This is a genomic window from Algibacter sp. (assembly GCF_049667265.1).
In the GTDB taxonomy this organism is placed as follows: Bacteria; Bacteroidota; Bacteroidia; order Flavobacteriales; family Flavobacteriaceae; genus Algibacter_B.
In genome coordinates this window covers 1-18,871 of sequence record NZ_JBATHX010000183.1, presented here as the reverse complement: position 1 = coordinate 18,871, position 18,871 = coordinate 1, and the positions used below count along the sequence as shown (strand labels likewise).

Below are 18,871 nucleotides of genomic sequence, written 5' to 3'. Positions count from 1 at the left end.
AGCTCTGAAACATTTGCCGCAACATGTTTTTGCATTAAACTATGAAGCGTTTTAAGCTTAGCATCAACAATTTCTAGCCTGTTTGGATCGGCATCAATATTTTCTTGATGGTCACTAACTTCACTATATAAATCGTCCAATTCAATCAAACTGCTATTTGCTCTATTATATAAGTCTTGATACTTTGAGGAAAATCCAGATAACTTATGAAAAACATTTTTTAATGTTGTTAGTAATGCAATGGCACCGCCTTCCTCTTCACCTAAAAGTTGATAGGCTTCTGAAAGCTTTTCTTGAATGTCTTCAATATTATTCAAAGTTTCATATTCTTCCTCCAAGCTTTCTTCCTCACCTTCAATTAAATTGGCCTCTAATAATTCATTTAATAAAAAGGAGTTGTAATCATGTTCTTTTATGGCTTCTGCTTGAAAAGCCTTGAGTTCTTTAAGTTCTTTCTGAAGGGTTTTGTAGGCTTTTAATTCGGTTTTATATTCTTGAAGATTGTCCTCATTTTTAGCCAATGCATCAATGACTTGAAATTGAAATTCGTTACTCGTTAATTGCAACGTTTGATGTTGCGAATGAATATCGATTAAACGTTCGCCTAAAACCTGTAAGCCCGATAAATTAACCGGTGAATCATTAACGAAAGCTCTGGATTTACCAGAAGGTAAAATTTCTCGCCTTATAATAGTTTGGTTTTCATAATCAAAATCTTCTGCCTCAAAAAGCGATTTCAAATCGTAATTTGAAATATTAAAAACAGCCTCAATAATACATTTTTCCGAGGCATCTTTTAAACTACTTAAATCTGCGCGCTTACCTAATATTAGTGAAAGTCCGCCTAGTAAAATAGATTTACCAGCTCCTGTTTCACCGGTAATAATTGAAAAACCATCATTAAAATCGACATGGAGTTTATCAATTAAAGCGTAATTTTTTATGGAAAGTGAGGTTAGCATGTATCAGTATTCAGTATTTAGTCGCAGTAAGCTACTTTGACAAAAAATGTCTATAATTTAATATTTTGCCATTTGCTACTGTGCATTGGCGCAACTTTTTGAAGTGTTTCTTTTAAACTTACAATATTTACTGCTGGTCCATCAGAAAAAATCTGTTCAATTTCTTCAGATTTTGCATCAAAAAATGTTCGAAGTAAAAACGAATTTGGTCTACGACTATTCATAGCCTCAAATTTCCCTAAAGAAGAAGCTATTTCGGCTTTCCCGGCTTTTACGTTATCGCTCATAACATCTAATCCTTTTCTGTGATATGTGTACAAAACGTCTCTGAACTCTTTAAATGTTGGCGATAAAACGTTATCAATTAGTGTAAACCTACTTTGTAACCCATCTTCTACTTTCCAACCTTGAAAGTTACCTTGTTGAGAATAATTGGTTATTATTTGGGCTTGTTTGTAATATTCATCACCGCCTTTTTCAGCAAAAGTATCAGCATCTAAGGCTAAAATCATATTAATATGAAATGCTAAAACAGAAATTAAATTAGATTCAAACTGCGTTGGATTGTAAATTAAATTCTGAAATTCAAGATATCTGAAATTAAAATCTTTATCGTTAAAATTATAAATTGGTGTACTGAATGACGATCCATAAATTGGTCGTGAAGATTGAATTTGTAAAGTACCTTGAAAAGATTCTCCGCTATAATTTGTAATATTTAAAAACATATTACAAGAAATACGTTCTTGATCTTTAAATGTTTTTTTTGTCCACTTGGTATTATTTATAAGCTCGTTAAGTTGTTTTTCAAGTGTTTTAAAAATAGGAAAGTTTTCATTACCCGTTTGCTCTGCGTTAACAACAACATTACAATTTAACTCTTGAGAAACTCCTTTAAAAGAAAGTAAAAGTATTAATACAACTAGAATATTACGCATCAATTTCTGATATAATTTTATTTAATAAATCGGAAGCAACTTCACTTTTTGATTTTAAAGGAAACTCTAAAATATTTTCTTTATCATCAATAAAAGTTACTTTATTAGTGTCAGTTTTAAATCCGGCACCTTTGTCATTTAACGAATTTAAGACAATTAAATTTAAATTCTTTCTTTTTAATTTTCCTTTTGCATTTTCAAGCTCGTTGTTTGTTTCCAATGCAAAACCTACTAAAAATTGATTTTTTTTAATCGCTCCTAAGGATGCTAAAATGTCTTTTGTTTTTTCTAACTCTAAAGTTAACGTATCAGACTTCTTTTTTATTTTCTGATTAGCTACTTCTTTAGGAGTAAAATCGGCAACCGCAGCAGAAAGTATAGCAATATTTGAGGTTTCAAAATGTTCATGCACTTCGTTATACATGTCTTGAGCGCTAACAACTGGCTTTACAATAATACTTGAATGTGACGTTTGTTGATTTGTTGGCCCTGTTACCAAAACAACCTGAGCACCTAGATTGGCTGCTGCTTTAGCAATTTCAAACCCCATTTTTCCGCTGGAATGATTTCCTATAAAACGAACAGGATCAATAGCTTCATGGGTCGGTCCCGCAGTTATCAATACTTTTTTTCCTCGAAGCGGTAATTTTCCTAAAATATCGTTTTCAATAAAAGACAAAATATCTTCAGGTTCAGCCATTCTACCCTCGCCTACTAAACCACTTGCTAATTCACCGCTTGTTGCAGGAATCATAATATTACCAAAATCATTAAGCTTATTAAAAGACTCTAGTGTTGAAGGATGTTTGTACATATCTAAATCCATTGCTGGTGCAAAATAGACTGGACATTTAGCTGATAAATATGTTGCTAGCAAAAGGTTATCGCAAACACCATTAGCCATTTTAGACATGGTATTTGCCGTTGCTGGTGCGACAACAAAAATATCTGCCCACAAACCTAAATCGACATGACTATTCCATACCGCATTATCATCTTCTTCATTAGTAAATAAAGAATGAACAGGGTTTTTAGAAAGTGTTGATAAAGTTAAAGGGGTAATGAATTCTTTTGCTGATGGTGTCATCACAACTTTTACGTTGGCTCCAGATTTTACAAATAAACGAACAAGTGAAGCTGTTTTATAAGCGGCAATACCAGCAGTTATGCCTAATAATATATTTTTTCCGCCTAATATGCTCATATTACTTATTTTAATAGCCTAATAAAATAGCCTATGCTTAGTCGCAAGATATTAAAATTTCAAAAAACAAAAGCAAGCTTCTCTTTTTTAAATTCCAAAAACCAATAAACTCCAAGACCATTAATTAAAACGGTTTTGGAGTTTATTTATTGGCGTTTAATTTCAGAAATTATTCCTGATTATCTTCGTCAGTATTTCTAAAATAAATTTTATCAGTTAACCATTCTTGAACAGCTAACGCATGAGGTTTTGGTAATTTTTCATAAAATTTTGAAACCTCAATTTGCTCTTTGTTTTCAAAGATTTCTTCAAGACTATCATTATAAGTAGCAAATTCTTCTAACTTATCAATTAGTTCTTTTTTAATCTCTGTGTTAATTTGTTCTGCACGTCTTGAAATGATTGAAATTGACTCGTAGATATTGCCTGTTGGCTCATCAATTTGATTTCTATCATACGTTACCGTATTAACTGGAGCATTGGTTTTTTTTAAATCCATTGGTGTTATATTTAACTTTTTGTGCTGTAAATTTCTAATTCTTTGTTTATTTCTGAAGCCATTTTTTCAACATCATCAATATGCTCTGAATTTTTATATAATTTTTTAAATCCATCAGAGTATTCTTTTGCTGTTTCCAAACGTTCCTTTTTCAAATATACTAATCCTGCTTGAACCGTTCTTTTAACCTCGACACTATTAAGTGCTAATTTATACGCAGAATCTAATCTATAAAATAAAGCATCTTCACGAAGTTTAGATCCTGGGAATTCAAAAATAAAATTATCAAAAGACCTTACTGAAGCTGGATAATCAGAAATTTGATTATACTGTTTTGCTATTTCGTAAGCTTTATTCTCCAATTTAATATCTAATTCTTGAATCAACACATTTGCATCCGACACATAATTTGACTCTGGAAAAAGATTTATAAAATCTTGAAGTTTTTCAATTGCTGTCTTTGTTTCTTTTTGATCTTTACTATAAACAGGCGACAATTGGTAAGCACTTTTCGCACTTAAAAATGATGCCTCTTCTACTTTTTCACTTTTTGGGTAACTTGAAGCAAAACGTTCAAACTGATATCCTGCAACATAGTAATCTTTCATTTCATAAAATGATTTAGAATACAAGTACATTAATTTTTCAGCCTGAGGTTTCCCTCTATAATTTGGTACAATTTGAGCAAAAAGCCTGTTTGCTTTGCTAAATTTACCAGCATTATATAATTCTTCCCCCATTTTAAATTTATCTCCAATTGCACTTTCTCCATCAGCTTTTAAAGCCTTTTGATATTCACTACAACCGCTTAAAACAGTAAGAAAAACTAATAAGTAAAAAAATTTGTTCATAGATTTTTAATACAGCACGCAAAAATACGCTATTAATATGAATTTAAAAAATAATATTTCACGGCTAAAATAATTGCAAAAACACAGTAATTGTAAGGTTTAAGTAATATTTAACAGATTAATACCCTTTTACAAAATCAACAATTTTTTTCTTAAGTTTTTTTGAGGCTGGAACTACTGGTAATCTAACGGTATCTTGACATAATTTTAAAGCTTCAAAAACTGCTTTAATACCTGCAGGATTGTTTTCTTCAAAAATATAACCAATAACATCCATAAGCTTAAAATGCAACTTATAAGCAGCTTTTGCATCACCTATTAATCCTAAACGAATCATTTCTGAAAAATCTTTTGGAAATGCCTGTCCTATCACAGAAATAACTCCCGCACCTCCAGCTAAAGTAACACCTAGAACCAAATCATCATCACCAGAAATTATTAAAAACCCTTCTGGTTTGTTTTTAATTAATTGCAAATATTGACTCATATTATTTCCTGCTTCTTTTACACCAACAATATTTTTAAAATCATTAGCTAATCGCAAGGTTGTATCAACTTCAACATTTTTTGAAGTTCGTCCAGGAACATTATATAAAATCACATCAATTGGAGAGGCTTCTGCAATGGCTTTAAAATGCTGATAAATACCTTCTTGTGTTGGTTTACTATAATATGGCGATACAGATAATAGGGCATCTATCCCACTTAAATCTGTCGTTTTAATTTCCTGAATAACAGCTACTGTATTATTTCCTCCAATTCCTAAAACTAAAGGTAATCGTCCGTTATTGGCTTTTATAATAGTGGCAGTAACGTCCTTTTTTTCTTGTTTTGAAAGGGTCACACTTTCACCTGTTGTTCCACAGATTACAAGATAATCAGTCCCATTTTCAATATTATAATTTACAATATTAGCCAATGCTTTGTGGTCAACACTTAAATCTGAATTAAATGGTGTAACCAACGCCACGCCTGTTCCTACAAACTTATTATTCATTACTACTTAATTTTTTAAAAATGGTTAAATATTTAAACACTTCTTCTTTAAAAAGTTCGAATTGTTTTAAATGGGTTTTAATTATTAAATCGTTCAATCGTTCATCTGATTGTAAAATTCCGATTTTAAATTTCGCTTTAGATTTAGCAGTTATCAATTTCAATTCTAGTAATTCATTATCATAATAACTTATTAAAACATCAAATTCTGAATCTAAAAAAGTCTGCAACTCCGTATTTTTAACTACGCCTTTCCAACCAAAATCTTTTGGATTAAAACACTCATCCCATGAATGCAATCCTTCCTTTTTATTTGAAGAATAGGCTATGATTTTCAGTTTATTAGGTCTAATATTTATATAATCTGCTAGGCCTCTAAACTTTTCAAAGTCATCAAATTCATCAATATTTAAGATAACACCTAAGCTAATTACCTTATCAGCATTAACATTAATGTTACGCTCACTCAACAATTTGTTAAGGTACTTTTTATTAGATTTTTCTTTAAAACCCTTTAAAATCATTTATCTTTATACTTTGCGCAAAGGTAGCAAAAGTACATTCAAATTATAGATTTTCATATGAGGTTTACACAATTCTTTATTTTGTTATATTTTTTAGTTTTTCTGAATTGTAAACAAGAAAAATTACAACTTTCAAAAATTGAAGGCAGTCAAATTGAAATTTCAGATTCAATACCAAAAGATCCTGAAATTGAAGCTTTCGTAAAACCCTACAGAGATAACATTGAAAAGGATTTAGATAGTGTTTTAGCATATTCTGTTGACACTTATTCTAAGACTGATGGCGAATTAAATACAGCTGTTGGTAATTTTATGGCTGATGCGGTTTACAGCGAAGCTAATCCTGTTTTTAAAAGTAGAACTGGGCATGATATTGATATGGTATTACTTAATCATGGTGGCATCAGATCAGCTTTAAACAAAGGTAAGGTATCAAAAAGAACAGCTTTTGAATTAATGCCTTTTGAAAATAGCGTTGTAGTTGTAGCGCTTAAGGGTACCCAAATTGATAGTTTAATAGGTTATTTAAGCAAATCGAAAAGAGCGCACCCCATTTCTAAACTAAAGTTGGTTTTAAATAATGACTTTAAAATAATTGATGCTACGATAAATGGAGAAATAATTAATAAAGACAAAACATATTATGTTGCTACTAATGATTATCTGTACAATGGTGGTGATAATATGAACTTTTTTCGTCCTAATGACAGTATTTATCATTTAGGTTATAAAATTAGGAATGCTTTAATTGATAAATTCAATAAGATTGATACATTAAAACCGGTTATTGACGACAGATTTATTCAAATAAAATAATTATGAATCGCAGACATTTTATTCAACAAGCATCAGCAGGAACAGCTTTGGTTACACTTGGAAGTATTGGGTTACAATCTTTTTCTAGTGCCACAAAAACAACTAAAATAACAATTCTTCATACTAATGATGTACATAGCCATATTGATGCTTTTGGACCTGAAGACACCAGAAACGCGAACAAAGGTGGTGTTGCAAGACGTGCCACTTTAGTAGAGTCGATTAGAAATGAAAACCCAAATACACTATTATTAGATGCTGGTGATATTTTTCAAGGCACACCATATTTTAATTACTACGGTGGCGAATTGGAATTTAAACTTATGAGTAAATTAAAATATGATGCTGCAACTATTGGTAATCATGATTTTGATAATGGTATTGATGGTTTATATGCACAACTTCCACATGCTGAGTTTGAGTTTATATCCGCAAATTATGATTTTTCAAACACTATAATGGACACACATGCCAAACCCTACAAAGTCTTTAAAAAAGATGGCATTAAAATAGGTGTTTTTGGTTTAGGAATTGAACTTAGCGGCTTGGTAGCTCCTGATATGTTTAAAGAAACAAAGTATTTAGACCCCCTTGAAGTAAGCCAGGATATGGCACGGATTCTTAAATATGAAGAACGGTGTGATTTAATTATCTGCTTATCACATTTAGGGTATTATTATAAAAATAGTCCAAATAAAATAAGTGACTTAACATTGGCAAAGGCCACAAAAGACATCGATTTAATTATTGGCGGGCATACACATACCTTTTTACGAAAACCAACGGTTGTTAAAAATAGTGAAGACAAAAATATGTTAGTTAACCAAGTTGGCTGCTATGGCATAAACCTAGGTAAAATTGATTTTTATTTTGATTCTGAAAAAAACAAATCTGCAAAAGGAACATCCATAATAGTTTAATGGCTTTTTGCTGGCCTTTTAATGCTTATAACAAGAAGTGTTTGGATTGGGATAAGTATTTATATTGGAGGTGCCATTAATATGCACTTTATACCATTAAGAATTGAGTAAAAAAATGATGGTAGATTACTTTTTTGAACTGCTGTTTTTACCTTTTACTTTGAGCAATAAAACTTTATTTAAATAAAAAAGACATTCCTTTTAATACTAATTAATAAGTGCTATTCGGCAATTACAAAATCATTGTCATCACTTATAATATTTAATAGCTTTGATTGCTTAATAAAGAAGAAAAAAGCAACAAGGCATAAGGTGGTAGATAAAAAGTTTAATAAACTTCTTGGAGACACATAAATATAAGCTATATCCATAACTTCAGAGAAAACGATAAACAATGTTCCAAAAAACAAGTAGAGCGATTTTCTATTATCTCTATAAGAATAATTTAACAATGCAGAGGACAGTAAACTTAAAACAACAATATTATATGCCAACTCTAAATAGTAATCATTTTCAAGTACTAATTTTGGATTTATAATACCTTGCAAAACAAATAACAAATAGGCATTCAATATTAATAAAACCAAAACATGCATTTTTAAATTTCTAAATACATGTTGAAAATTTATTGATTTTAATATTTTAAATAGCAGAAACAAATACGCCAAAATATACAAGGACTTACCAAAATAGTATTCAATATCAAGGAGTTTTTGTGATTCATCGTTAGGCAAATTAGCTATAACAATACCTAAAATATCTGATAAAGAATAACAGATTAAAAAAAACAAAAACAATTTACTTTTAATTTTTATAAAAAATGTGTAAATAATTGTGATTACTGGCACAATCAAAGATTGAAAATAAAAAGCAAGGTTTTTATTACTGCTAAATTCTAAAACAGTAAAAGATATATAGCAAATTAAGACAATTCCAACCAAGACTTTCAACTTGTACATGAGAGTAATTTAATATTGAAATCCAAACATATATAATTTTTTACAATTAAACGTGTTTTATTACATTTAATCGATAAAAATATGTATTTATTTTACTTTTTGTAAGAATTCATGTTCATTTATTAAAATAATCCCTAACTTTTCAGCTTTATCTTTTTTACTTGGCCCCATATTATCGCCTGCAACAATATAGCTTGTTTTAGCAGAAATTGAACTACTTACCTTACCTCCGTTGTCTTCAATAAGTTTTTTAAGCTCTGTTCTTGAAACCGAATGAAACACTCCAGACACCACAACAACATCCCCTTTAAGAATTTCTGTTTGACCACTTAAAGCATCAGCAGACATTTCCAATTGCACACCAAAACTTTTTAATCTATTTATAGTATTTAAATTTTCTTCGGAAGAAAAAAAGAGACACACGCTTTCAGCTATTTTAACCCCTATCTCATCAACATTAACTAATTCTTCTTGCGTAGCAGCTATTATAGCATCAATAGTTTTATAATGCTTTACCAGTTTTTTTGCTACAGTTTCACCTACATATCGAATACCAAGAGCAAACATAACACGCTCAAAAGGAATGTTTTTTGATTGCTCAATACCTTGTATTAAATTCTCAGCACTCTTTTCAGCCATCCGTTCTAAAGGGATTACCTGTTCTTTTGTTAATTCATATAAATCTGAATAATTAGTAATCAAACCTTCATTTACTAATAAGGCTACTGTTTCTCCACCTAAACCATCTATATCCATAGCTTTTCTAGATATAAAGTGCTGAATTCTACCTATAATTTGAGGGTTACAACCATTGTAATTTGGGCAATAATGTTGTGCTTCGCCCTCTTGACGTACAAGTTGTGTATGACATTCAGGACATTCAGTAATGTATTTTGTGGGTTGAGAATTTGTTGGACGTTTTGTTAAATCAACACCTAAAATTTTAGGGATAATTTCACCGCCTTTTTCAACATAAACTTCATCGCCAACGCGAATATCTAGTTTTTCAATTTGATCGGCATTGTGTAAAGACGCTCTTTTTACAGTTGTTCCAGCTAATTCAACAGGTTCTAAATTGGCTACAGGTGTAATAGCTCCGGTTCTTCCAACTTGATAAGTTATGCTATTTAATGTGGTTGAAACCTGTTCGGCTTTAAATTTATATGCCATAGCCCAACGTGGTGCTTTGGCTGTATAGCCCAACTCTTCCTGTTGTTGTAAATTATTAACTTTAATAACAACGCCATCAGTTTCGTAAGGTAAATCATGACGATGTACATCCCAATATTCAATAAACTCCAAAACTTCATCAATAGAATTAACTAATTTTGCCGCTTCAGGGACTTTAAAACCCCATTGCCTGGCTTTATCTAGACTTTCAAATTGTGTTTTAACTCCTAAATTAGTGCCTGTTAAATTATATAGCAAACATTCCAAGGGTCGTTTAGCAACTTCAGAACTATCTTGCAGTTTTAAACTTCCTGAAGCTGTATTTCTTGGATTTCTATAAGGCTCTTCACCAATTTCGATGCGCTCCTCATTCATTTTAATAAAACCTTCAAAAGGCAAAACAATTTCACCACGAATATCAAACTTAGATGGATAATCACCTTTTAATTGTAAGGGCACAGATTTAATCGTTTTTATATTGGCTGTTACATTATCACCTTGAAATCCATCACCTCTCGTAACCGCTTTTTCTAAATTCCCGTTTTCATAGGTTAAACTTATAGATGCGCCATCGTATTTTAATTCACATGTGTATTGAATATCACCATCAACTAATTTTTTAATTCGGGTTTCCCAATCTTGTAAATCTTCTTTTGAATATGAATTATCTAAAGAATACATGCGAAACTCATGAACTGTTGTTTCAAAATTCTTGGTAATCTCACCTCCTACTCTTTGTGTGGGTGAATTTGCATCAAAATACTCAGGGTGATTAGATTCTAATTCTTGAAGCTGCTTTAATTTTATATCAAAATCAAAATCTGAAATAGTGGCATTATCAAGTACATAATAATTATAATTATGATTTCTTAATTCATTTCGAAGATTTTCTAATTGTTGTTTTATCGTATTCATTAACTTTTAATTCCTTTTATCATTCTATCTTTTTTAAAGATATCTTGTTTTAATTCAATATTCTGAAAGTTATTATCATGTAACAATTCAATCATATCTTTGCCTAAATATTCATTGATTTCAAAATACAAAACCCCGTTATCTATTAAATTTAATACTGAAAAATGTGTAATAGCTTCATAAAAAAGCAACGGGTTATTATCTTTTACAAATAATGCTAAATGCGGTTCGTTTTCTAAAACATTAGGTTTCATAAACGCTTTTTCTTTTTCGCGTACATATGGAGGATTGGACACAATAATATCAAATTTTAAATCCTGAATACTTTTAGTTTCTAAAATATCAGCTTCAATAAATTCAATATTAACATTATTTAATTTAGCATTTTGTTTTGCTACTTCTAAAGCTTTTTCACTTATATCTAATGCAAAAATTTTAGCATTAGGTAAGTTTTTAGCCAACGAAATGGCAATACAACCGCTCCCTGTGCCTAAATCAATAATGCTTACAGTTTTTTCTTTATCAGTCTTTTTTAATACCCAATTAACTAATTCTTCCGTTTCGGGTCTAGGAATTAAAACATTGTTATTGACCTTAAAGGGCAAACCATAAAATTCTGTTTCACCTATAACATATTGAATTGGAACATGGTCTCTTAAAAAACTAAGCGCTTCAAGAATTTTTTCAGGATCATCAATTGTAAGGTTTGAATCTATGGCCAATTGAATTCTAGTAACATCAAAATAATCATGAATCAACATATAAAAGAAGCTATCAACTTCTTCTTCGCCATAAATAGCATCTAAATCATCGTGAAATATATTTTGAAGGTGTTTTAATTTCATTTGTGACTTTTTATAAATCTTTTATCATCCAGACACCACATGAATAATGTCCTGTGTTACCAAGTTCTTTCTCTAAATGTTTAAAACCGTAACTCTCATAAATGTGGATTGCCGCTTTAAGCTGTGATGCCGATTCTAAATAACATTTTTTATACCCAAGCGCTTTGGCAGATTCCATACATTTTTCAAACAAGGCTTTACCATAACCTTTACCTCGTACTTTAGGTGAAAAGTACATTTTCTGAATTTCGCAAACATCACTTTCAAAATCCTTTAAAGGCTTTACACCGCCTCCGCCTAAAACTTCGCCATTAACATCAATTACAAAATACACATCGTTATCATTTTGATAGGACTCAAACATGCTTGATGTTTCAGGGTCTGAATAAGCCGTGCCTTCTAAAGGGATTTTAAACTCATGGAAACACGCTCTAATTACTTGCTCCAATTGTGCATTATCTTGAGGTTCAATTTCTCGAATAACTGTAGTATCTTTACTCACTATAATTGCTATTTTTAAAGTAGTGAAGATACGTTAAATCGAAAAAAATCAGAATGAAACAACTTATAATCTTATCAACAATCTGTTTTACGCTATTCAGTTGTTCAGTAAACGAAAAACCTGAATTTATTGGTATTGAGAATATTAAGGTTTTAGAATCAACCTCAAAATATGTCACTTTTACTGCTGATGCTAAATTTATAAACCCTAATGATATTGGCGGTGAATTACAAACCGACGAAATAAAAGTGTTTGTGAACGACAATGAAATGGCAACGGTTTCAACCGAAAGTTTTGAAGTTCCAGCAAAAAAAGAATTTACCATTCCTTTAAAAACCAACGTTCCTACGGATAGTATTTTTAGCAACAAAAGTATTGGTGGTTTATTAGGAAGTCTGTTTAGCAAAAAAGTAAAAGTCCAATATAAAGGCGAGATAAAATACAAGGTTTTGGGCTTTTCTCACTATTATAATATTGACCAAACGGAAGATGTGAAAATTAAATTTTAAATTTTGACAATTTATGAAACATACATAAATCGCTGTATCCAAATTGCTAAAAACGGTTTAGGTAGCACCCGACCAAATCCTATGGTTGGAAGCGTGATTGTTCATGATAACAAAATAATTGGTGAAGGTTTTACAAGCCCTTTCGGGGGAAATCATGCCGAAGTAAATGCCATACATTCAGTTAAAAACACCCATTTATTAAAAGAATCCTCAATATACGTAACGCTAGAACCTTGTTCGCATTTTGGAAAAACACCACCTTGTAGCGACCTCATTATAGAAAACAACATTCCAAATATTGTTATTGGCTGCATAGATGATAATGAGAAAGTTGCAGGAAAGGGAATTGCAAAATTGAAAGCAGCGGGACGCCATGTAACAGTAGGCGTTTTAGAAGAAGAATGCAAAAAACACCACAAACGATTTTTTACTTTCCATAATAAGAAACGACCTTATATTATTTTAAAATGGGCTGAAACGAAGGATGGTTTTATTGCTCCAAAAACTAAAAGCGAACAAAAACCAGTTTGGATAACAAATGCCATTTCAAGGCAATGGGTTCATAAATGGCGCGCGGAGGAACAGGCAATTCTTGTTGGCACGAATACCGTTTTTAAGGATAACCCTTCCTTAACGGTTAGAGATTGGACTGGAAATAATCCTGTTAGAATTGTTATTGATAAAAATGAAAAAATTTCGAAAACCCACGCCGTTTTTAATAATGATGCCGAAACGCTTTTAATTACAAAAAATACCATCGATTTTTCAAAACCTATTGCTAAACAAATTGGTGATTTTCTTTTTGAAAACCATATAAATTCTGTCATTATTGAAGGTGGCGCAAAAACACTTCAAACCTTTATTGATGAAAACCTTTGGGACGAAGCTCGGATTTTTACTGGACAAGTCGAATTCAAAACAGGAATTAAAGCCCCGAATTTACAGGGTGTTTTAATTTCTGAAGCACAAATAATTACAGACAATCTTAAAATTTATAATAATGATTAAGACTATTATTTTTGATTTTGGCAACGTATTTATCAATTTAAATATTGAGGCTGCTCATAAACATGCCTTAGAAACTTTTCAAATAGAATCCCTTTCCGATGAAATGCTTGGTTTTAATAGTTTTTATGAACAAGGATTAATTTCGACTGATGAGTTTCTGGAATTCTACTCTGAAAATTTTCCGAAATTAATTAAAGATGATCTTATTGAGGTTTGGAATTTTATGTTGAAAGATTTTCCGAAAAACAGATTAGACTTTTTGAAAGCACTTAAATCGAATTCAAATTACAAATTGATATTATTAAGCAACACCAATGCGCTTCATATAGATTTTATAAAAACCAATGTTCCCTTTTATGAAGATTTTAAAAATTGTTTTGACGCCTTTTACCTGTCGCACGAAATAAACTTGGTGAAACCAAATCGAGATATTTTTGAATTTGTGTTAAATGAAAACAACCTTAAAGCTGAAGAATGTTTATTTATTGATGACAATAAGGACAACATAGAAACTGCCAATACCATGAAATTTAAAACTTGGCATATTACGCCTGGAATGGAAGATGTTATCAACCTATTTGAAACAAAGAATCAACTATTTTAAATAATTTGATTGAAAAGGACACATATAGAACCATAAAAAAAGCGCCTAAACCGGTATTATTTAAAGATAAGAATAGTAAGTTTTTCGGATATGCATTTCCTGTTTTAAATGAAGATGACGTAAAAGTTCATTTAGAAAACCTAAAAAAAGAACATCATTCAGCAAGACATTGGTGTTATGCCTATCAAATAGGAACAGAAACAATGGCGTATCGTGTCAATGATGATGGTGAACCTAGTAATTCTGCAGGAATGCCAATTTATGGACAAATCCAATCCTTTGATCTTACAAACGTATTAATTGTTGTAGTGAGATATTTTGGCGGTGTAAAATTAGGTGTTGGCGGATTAATTAATGCTTATAGAACGGCGGCACAAATGGCGCTTGATGCTTCAAAAATTATCGAAAAAACTATAAACATTGATTATTTAATATCTTTTGATTACAAGAACATGAACACCGTTATGCGCGTTATTAAGGAAAAGCAATTGAATATAATTAATCAAATATTAGAAATGGATTGCAAAATTTTTATATCCGTCAGAAAAAATGAAGCCGGAACAATCCAAGAAATTTTTGAACGACTGTACGAAATTGACATAAAAATGATTTAATTAATCGTCCAAAAGATCTAAAATATATTTTGGCGCCCTTATTGGTCTTCCTGTTTTAATGTCAATAAATACTAAAACAATGCTAGCTGTAGCCAAAATCTCTCCACTTTCACTTGTGATTTCGTACTCAAATTCAATCTTGGCTGTTGGCCTATTTTTTAGTTGAGTTTTTACATTAATTACATCATCATAACCCGCTGATTTTTTATAGTTTATATGTAAAGAAACAACAGGTAGCATAATTCCATTTTCCTCCATGGTCTTGTAGGAAACGCCTAGTTTTCGTAACCACTCAATTCTCCCCATTTCAAGATATAGCGCATAGTTACCGTGATAAACAACTCCCATTTGGTCAGTTTCACCATATCTCACTCTTATTTGTATTTCATCGATTTTCATAAGTTTTATTGAATATTTTTTTGTAGTTTCGGCAAGAGGTTAAACATGAGGAAAATTTTCTTAAAATTCAATAGTAAATCATTTTTTTTTTTAGAAATTTGTTCACATATTTGCCATTCAATTAAGGGGGAATTGAAATTTACATCTTTTGTAGTTATTCTATCTTAAAACCTAAAACAAAAAAACAAAATTAACACATGAGTGTAACTGCGCAATCGGTTTGGAATAACTGTCTTGAATTCATAAAGGATAACATCCAACCGCAAGCATACAAAACTTGGTTTGAACCAATTAAGGCAGTTAAACTTACTGATACCGCTTTAAGTATTCAGGTGCCTAGTAAATTCTTTTACGAATGGCTTGAAGAACATTATGTTAAAATTCTTAAAGTTTCACTTACCAAAGAATTAGGGGAAACAGCCAAACTTGTTTACATTATTAAAATGGAAAACACGTATGGGAACAAACAACCTTTTACTGAAAAAATTCCAAGCTCGAATAGAGGCGCTTTAAAATCTCAAGATGTTGATGTTCCTTTAAATAATAAGAGTCCTGAATTGCGGAACCCTTTTGTTATTCCTGGAATTAGGAATGTTAAAATTGAATCGCAGTTAAATCCTAATTATAGTTTTGAAAATTTTTTAGAAGGAGATTCTAATAGATTAGCACGAAGCGCAGGATTAGCAGTAGCAAATAAACCAGGAGGAACTTCATTCAATCCATTATTAATTTTTGGTGGTGTTGGTTTAGGAAAAACGCATTTAGCTCATGCTATTGGTGTTGATATAAAAGATAAATATCCAGAGAAAACCGTTTTATATATTTCTGCTGAAAAATTTACCCAACAATATATTGATGCTGTAAAGAAAAATAATAGAAATGATTTTATTCATTTTTATCAAATTATAGATGTCCTTATTATTGACGATGTTCAATTCTTATCCGGAAAAACAGGTACGCAAGATGTATTTTTCCATATATTCAATCACTTACACCAAAATGGTAAGCAAGTTATTTTAACGAGTGACAAGGCGCCGGTGGATATGCAAGATATTGAACAACGTTTATTATCCCGTTTTAAATGGGGATTATCAGCAGAATTGCAAAATCCAGATTTTGAAACAAGAGTTTCTATTTTAAAGAATAAATTATATCGTGATGGCGTAGAAATGCCTGATGATATTATTGAATATGTTGCTAAAAACATTAAATCTAATGTTAGGGAACTTGAAGGTGCTATTATTTCATTAATTGCTCAATCATCATTCAATAAGAAAGAAATCACACTTGATTTAGCACGGGTTATTGTTGAAAAATTTGTAAAAAATACAAAGCGCGAGGTATCCATTGATTATATCCAAAAAGTAGTGTCTGATTATTTCCAAATGGATGTTGACACGTTACAGTCAAAAACTAGAAAACGTCATATAGTTCAAGCACGTCAATTAGCCATGTTTTTTGCTAAAAAATTCACTAAAGCATCGCTTGCTAGTATTGGTTCTCAAATTGGAAAACGTGACCATGCAACAGTTCTACATGCTTGTAAAACAGTTGACAACTTATCTTCAACAGATAAACAATTTAGAAAATACGTTGAAGATATAGGCAAAAAACTTTCTGTTTAAGACATTCTTATCATGACTAAAATTTTAATGGTTTGCTTAGGAAACATTTGTCGTTCTCCTTTAGCTGAAGGTATTTTAAAGTCAAAACTTTCAAAAGATTTTATTATTGATTCTGCTGGAACGGCTAACTATCATACAGGGAGTGCTCCAGATATTAGATCGATTGCCGTTGCAAGAAACTATGGATTAGATATTTCAAAACTTAAGGGACGCCAATTTGTTGTTTCAGACTTTGATACTTTCGATTTGATTTATGTTATGGACGAATCTAATTTCAAAAATGTTGTTAAGTTAGCAAGAAACGACCAAGATATTGCTAAAGTAAATTTCATTCTTAACGAAATTCATAAAGGTGAGAATTTTGAAGTCCCAGACCCATATTATGGAGGCGATCAAGGATTTGAAAACGTGTATCAAATGCTGGATGAAGCTTGTGAAAAAATAGCAAAAAACTTATTATAGTTGAAATGAACAACCAAATTGGTAAATTATACCTTATTCCAACCACTTTAGGTGACAGCGAACCTTTAGATGTTTTACCAATTACCGTAAAACAAACTATTGACAGCATTGATACGTTTATTGTTGAAAACGATAAAACAGCTAGGCGTTTTATAAAAAGCATTAGTCCAGAAAAATCGCAACCTTCACTAACCATGTTTCATTTAAACAAATTTACTGATAAAGCAGATTTACCAACATTTTTAAATCCATGCTTACATGGTGAGGATGTTGGCTTATTATCGGAAGCTGGTTGCCCTGGAGTAGCAGATCCTGGAGCTGAAATTGTAAAAATTGCACACCAAAAAAATATAAAAGTGGTGCCGTTGGTTGGCCCGTCATCCATTTTAATGGCTATTATGAGTTCGGGAATGAATGGACAAAGTTTCACTTTTAACGGCTACCTTCCTATTGATAAGGGCGAGCGTAAAAATGAAATAAAAAGACTTGAACGGCTATCATTTGAGCAAAATCAATCACAGATTTTTATTGAAACACCTTATAGAAATAACAAAATGCTCGAAGATCTATCGGCCGTTTTAGAAAATAATACAGATGTTTGTGTTGCTTGCGACATCACCTTAAGTACTGAGTTTATAAAAACCCAGACTGCAAACCAATGGAAAAAAAATAAGGTAGACCTTCATAAAAGACCTACCATATTTATAATTCATAAAAGCTAAATTATTAAATAGCCTTAGCTTCTCTATTTGCTTTAATAAAAGAGGTGTCATAACCAGAAAAACGCTTCATATAATAATGAACCGTGGTTCCATATCCATCCTCAAAATTATCTAAACCATAACTTCTTAAGTAGTTTTTTACACTTCCAGGACCAGCAAGATGCGCTGCAGCTAAAATTCCCGATTCAGTTATAATGATACCGTTAATTCGTTTTCCAACAAAATTCTTAATATCACGTCTCAAAATCCATTTGTTACGGGCAGAATTAGCTATAAACGCTTTTTCTTGTAATCTTGGGTTCTTTAAAAATGATGCGGGATTATAAATACCAATAAGCTTTAAGGTTTCTGAACCAAATTGATATTTTCCTAAATACCCATATGTATTAACAGAATTATAATCACCACCTGACTCTTTAAAAGCTAAAGCTTCTTTAAAACCAACAAATGATTTTCCTAAATACGGTGAAAATTCGAAATCGGAATCTGATAATGCAGATGGATTATCATTTACAGTTGTCTCATCTAGACTTACTGTGTAATTTAAGTCTAAGCCTTCTGTAGAATACTTACTTAAATCAATAGTTTCATTCGAACGAAACGAAACATACAATAGTGCTAATATTGTAAGCGTAATAGTTACGGATCTTGCAATATTTTTTACCATAATTTTAAATTTTTTCAGCATATTTTTATAATTATATATACCTTGAAATTTGAGGGCGCAAAATTAAGCTTTTTTTTAATAACTTCAAAATTAATCGCTTAAGTACTGTAATTAGTAGTAGAATAGATGAAATACAGCTCCTTTTTTATTGAATTCTAAT

The 18,871-nt window shown here is 31.0% G+C and carries 22 protein-coding genes; 9 read left to right on the top strand and 13 right to left on the bottom strand.

Going from position 1 to position 18,871, the window contains the following annotated elements; genetic code table 11:
• The 7 genes from WBN21_RS06860 to WBN21_RS06830 form a co-directional block, all read right to left on the bottom strand.
• The coding region (locus WBN21_RS06860; RefSeq protein WP_424198722.1) for an AAA family ATPase at nucleotides 1–962 on the bottom strand (962 nt) is incomplete at its 3' end.
• 50 nt (nucleotides 963–1,012) lie between these two features.
• Nucleotides 1,013–1,900: a DUF4835 family protein gene (locus WBN21_RS06855; RefSeq protein ID WP_424198721.1), complete on the bottom strand. Its 888-nt coding sequence runs from the start codon at nucleotides 1,898–1,900 to the stop codon at nucleotides 1,013–1,015.
• Nucleotides 1,893–3,104 carry a bifunctional phosphopantothenoylcysteine decarboxylase/phosphopantothenate--cysteine ligase CoaBC gene (gene coaBC / locus WBN21_RS06850; RefSeq protein WP_424198719.1) on the bottom strand — a complete coding sequence of 404 codons (1,212 nt, stop codon included), beginning with the start codon at nucleotides 3,102–3,104 and terminating at the stop codon, nucleotides 1,893–1,895. Before coaBC ends, WBN21_RS06855 begins: the two co-directional genes overlap by 8 nt.
• Before the next feature lie 169 nt (nucleotides 3,105–3,273).
• Complete coding sequence (locus tag WBN21_RS06845; protein ID WP_424198717.1) at nucleotides 3,274–3,603, bottom strand: DNA-directed RNA polymerase subunit omega; 330 nt, start codon at nucleotides 3,601–3,603, stop codon at nucleotides 3,274–3,276.
• 11 nt (nucleotides 3,604–3,614) lie between these two features.
• The gene (locus WBN21_RS06840) at nucleotides 3,615–4,454 is read right to left on the bottom strand and encodes an outer membrane protein assembly factor BamD (RefSeq protein ID WP_424198715.1); all 840 of its coding nucleotides are present in this window, start codon (nucleotides 4,452–4,454) and stop codon (nucleotides 3,615–3,617) included.
• A gap of 118 nt (nucleotides 4,455–4,572) precedes the next feature.
• Complete coding sequence (gene dapA / locus WBN21_RS06835; RefSeq protein WP_424198713.1) at nucleotides 4,573–5,451, bottom strand: 4-hydroxy-tetrahydrodipicolinate synthase; 879 nt, start codon at nucleotides 5,449–5,451, stop codon at nucleotides 4,573–4,575.
• Complete coding sequence (locus WBN21_RS06830; protein WP_424198712.1) at nucleotides 5,444–5,974, bottom strand: DUF6913 domain-containing protein; 531 nt, start codon at nucleotides 5,972–5,974, stop codon at nucleotides 5,444–5,446. The genes dapA and WBN21_RS06830 overlap by 8 nt, the downstream gene beginning before the upstream one ends.
• A gap of 57 nt (nucleotides 5,975–6,031) precedes the next feature.
• On the opposite strand from WBN21_RS06830, the gene WBN21_RS06825 reads away from it, so the two are divergent.
• Both WBN21_RS06825 and WBN21_RS06820 read left to right on the top strand, forming a co-directional pair.
• Nucleotides 6,032–6,790 (top strand): 5'-nucleotidase C-terminal domain-containing protein, encoded by a 759-nt coding sequence (locus tag WBN21_RS06825; protein ID WP_424198710.1) that lies wholly within the window; start codon nucleotides 6,032–6,034, stop codon nucleotides 6,788–6,790.
• A gap of 2 nt (nucleotides 6,791–6,792) precedes the next feature.
• Nucleotides 6,793–7,710, top strand: coding sequence for a bifunctional metallophosphatase/5'-nucleotidase (locus tag WBN21_RS06820; RefSeq protein WP_424198708.1), 918 nt, complete (start codon nucleotides 6,793–6,795; stop codon nucleotides 7,708–7,710).
• A gap of 221 nt (nucleotides 7,711–7,931) precedes the next feature.
• On the opposite strand, the gene WBN21_RS06815 is transcribed toward WBN21_RS06820, so the two are convergent.
• The 4 genes from WBN21_RS06815 to WBN21_RS06800 form a co-directional block, all read right to left on the bottom strand.
• Nucleotides 7,932–8,297, bottom strand: coding sequence for a hypothetical protein (locus tag WBN21_RS06815; protein WP_424198706.1), 366 nt, complete (start codon nucleotides 8,295–8,297; stop codon nucleotides 7,932–7,934).
• A 459-nt stretch (nucleotides 8,298–8,756) separates the two neighbouring features.
• Nucleotides 8,757–10,754 (bottom strand): NAD-dependent DNA ligase LigA, encoded by a 1,998-nt coding sequence (gene ligA / locus WBN21_RS06810; protein ID WP_424198705.1) that lies wholly within the window; start codon nucleotides 10,752–10,754, stop codon nucleotides 8,757–8,759.
• A complete protein-coding gene (gene prmC, locus WBN21_RS06805; protein ID WP_424198703.1) occupies nucleotides 10,754–11,599 on the bottom strand; it encodes a peptide chain release factor N(5)-glutamine methyltransferase in 846 nt (281 codons plus the stop codon). Before prmC ends, ligA begins: the two co-directional genes overlap by 1 nt.
• A gap of 10 nt (nucleotides 11,600–11,609) precedes the next feature.
• Entirely contained in the window at nucleotides 11,610–12,101 is a 492-nt protein-coding gene (locus WBN21_RS06800; RefSeq protein ID WP_424198701.1) for a GNAT family N-acetyltransferase, read from the bottom strand.
• Between the two features lie 53 nt (nucleotides 12,102–12,154).
• Here WBN21_RS06800 and WBN21_RS06795 point away from each other — a divergent pair, with 53 nt between their 5' ends.
• The 4 genes from WBN21_RS06795 to WBN21_RS06780 are packed head-to-tail and all read left to right on the top strand — an operon-like array spanning nucleotide 12,155 to nucleotide 14,836.
• Nucleotides 12,155–12,610, top strand: coding sequence for an LEA type 2 family protein (locus WBN21_RS06795; protein WP_424198699.1), 456 nt, complete (start codon nucleotides 12,155–12,157; stop codon nucleotides 12,608–12,610).
• A gap of 3 nt (nucleotides 12,611–12,613) precedes the next feature.
• Nucleotides 12,614–13,618: a bifunctional diaminohydroxyphosphoribosylaminopyrimidine deaminase/5-amino-6-(5-phosphoribosylamino)uracil reductase RibD gene (ribD, locus tag WBN21_RS06790; protein WP_424198697.1), complete on the top strand. Its 1,005-nt coding sequence runs from the start codon at nucleotides 12,614–12,616 to the stop codon at nucleotides 13,616–13,618.
• Nucleotides 13,611–14,222: an HAD family hydrolase gene (locus WBN21_RS06785; RefSeq protein WP_424198695.1), complete on the top strand. Its 612-nt coding sequence runs from the start codon at nucleotides 13,611–13,613 to the stop codon at nucleotides 14,220–14,222. Before ribD ends, WBN21_RS06785 begins: the two co-directional genes overlap by 8 nt.
• Before the next feature lie 5 nt (nucleotides 14,223–14,227).
• Nucleotides 14,228–14,836 carry an IMPACT family protein gene (locus WBN21_RS06780; protein ID WP_424198693.1) on the top strand — a complete coding sequence of 203 codons (609 nt, stop codon included), beginning with the start codon at nucleotides 14,228–14,230 and terminating at the stop codon, nucleotides 14,834–14,836.
• Here WBN21_RS06780 and WBN21_RS06775 read toward each other — a convergent pair whose 3' ends face one another.
• On the bottom strand, nucleotides 14,837–15,235 hold the full coding sequence (locus tag WBN21_RS06775) for an acyl-CoA thioesterase (protein ID WP_424198691.1): 399 nt from the start codon (nucleotides 15,233–15,235) through the stop codon (nucleotides 14,837–14,839).
• A 197-nt stretch (nucleotides 15,236–15,432) separates the two neighbouring features.
• On the opposite strand from WBN21_RS06775, the gene dnaA reads away from it, so the two are divergent.
• Genes dnaA through WBN21_RS06760 form a run of 3 tightly spaced genes read left to right on the top strand, consistent with a single transcriptional unit; the run spans nucleotide 15,433 to nucleotide 18,044 of the window.
• Complete coding sequence (gene dnaA / locus WBN21_RS06770; protein WP_424198689.1) at nucleotides 15,433–16,860, top strand: chromosomal replication initiator protein DnaA; 1,428 nt, start codon at nucleotides 15,433–15,435, stop codon at nucleotides 16,858–16,860.
• 12 nt (nucleotides 16,861–16,872) lie between these two features.
• Nucleotides 16,873–17,322 (top strand): low molecular weight protein-tyrosine-phosphatase, encoded by a 450-nt coding sequence (locus WBN21_RS06765; protein WP_424198687.1) that lies wholly within the window; start codon nucleotides 16,873–16,875, stop codon nucleotides 17,320–17,322.
• Between the two features lie 5 nt (nucleotides 17,323–17,327).
• Nucleotides 17,328–18,044, top strand: coding sequence for an SAM-dependent methyltransferase (locus WBN21_RS06760; RefSeq protein WP_424198685.1), 717 nt, complete (start codon nucleotides 17,328–17,330; stop codon nucleotides 18,042–18,044).
• Between the two features lie 4 nt (nucleotides 18,045–18,048).
• Here the strand turns inward: WBN21_RS06760 and WBN21_RS06755 are convergent, their stop codons facing one another.
• Complete coding sequence (locus WBN21_RS06755) at nucleotides 18,049–18,711, bottom strand: peptidoglycan-binding protein LysM (protein WP_424198683.1); 663 nt, start codon at nucleotides 18,709–18,711, stop codon at nucleotides 18,049–18,051.
• Nucleotides 18,712–18,871: the final 160 nt, after the last annotated feature.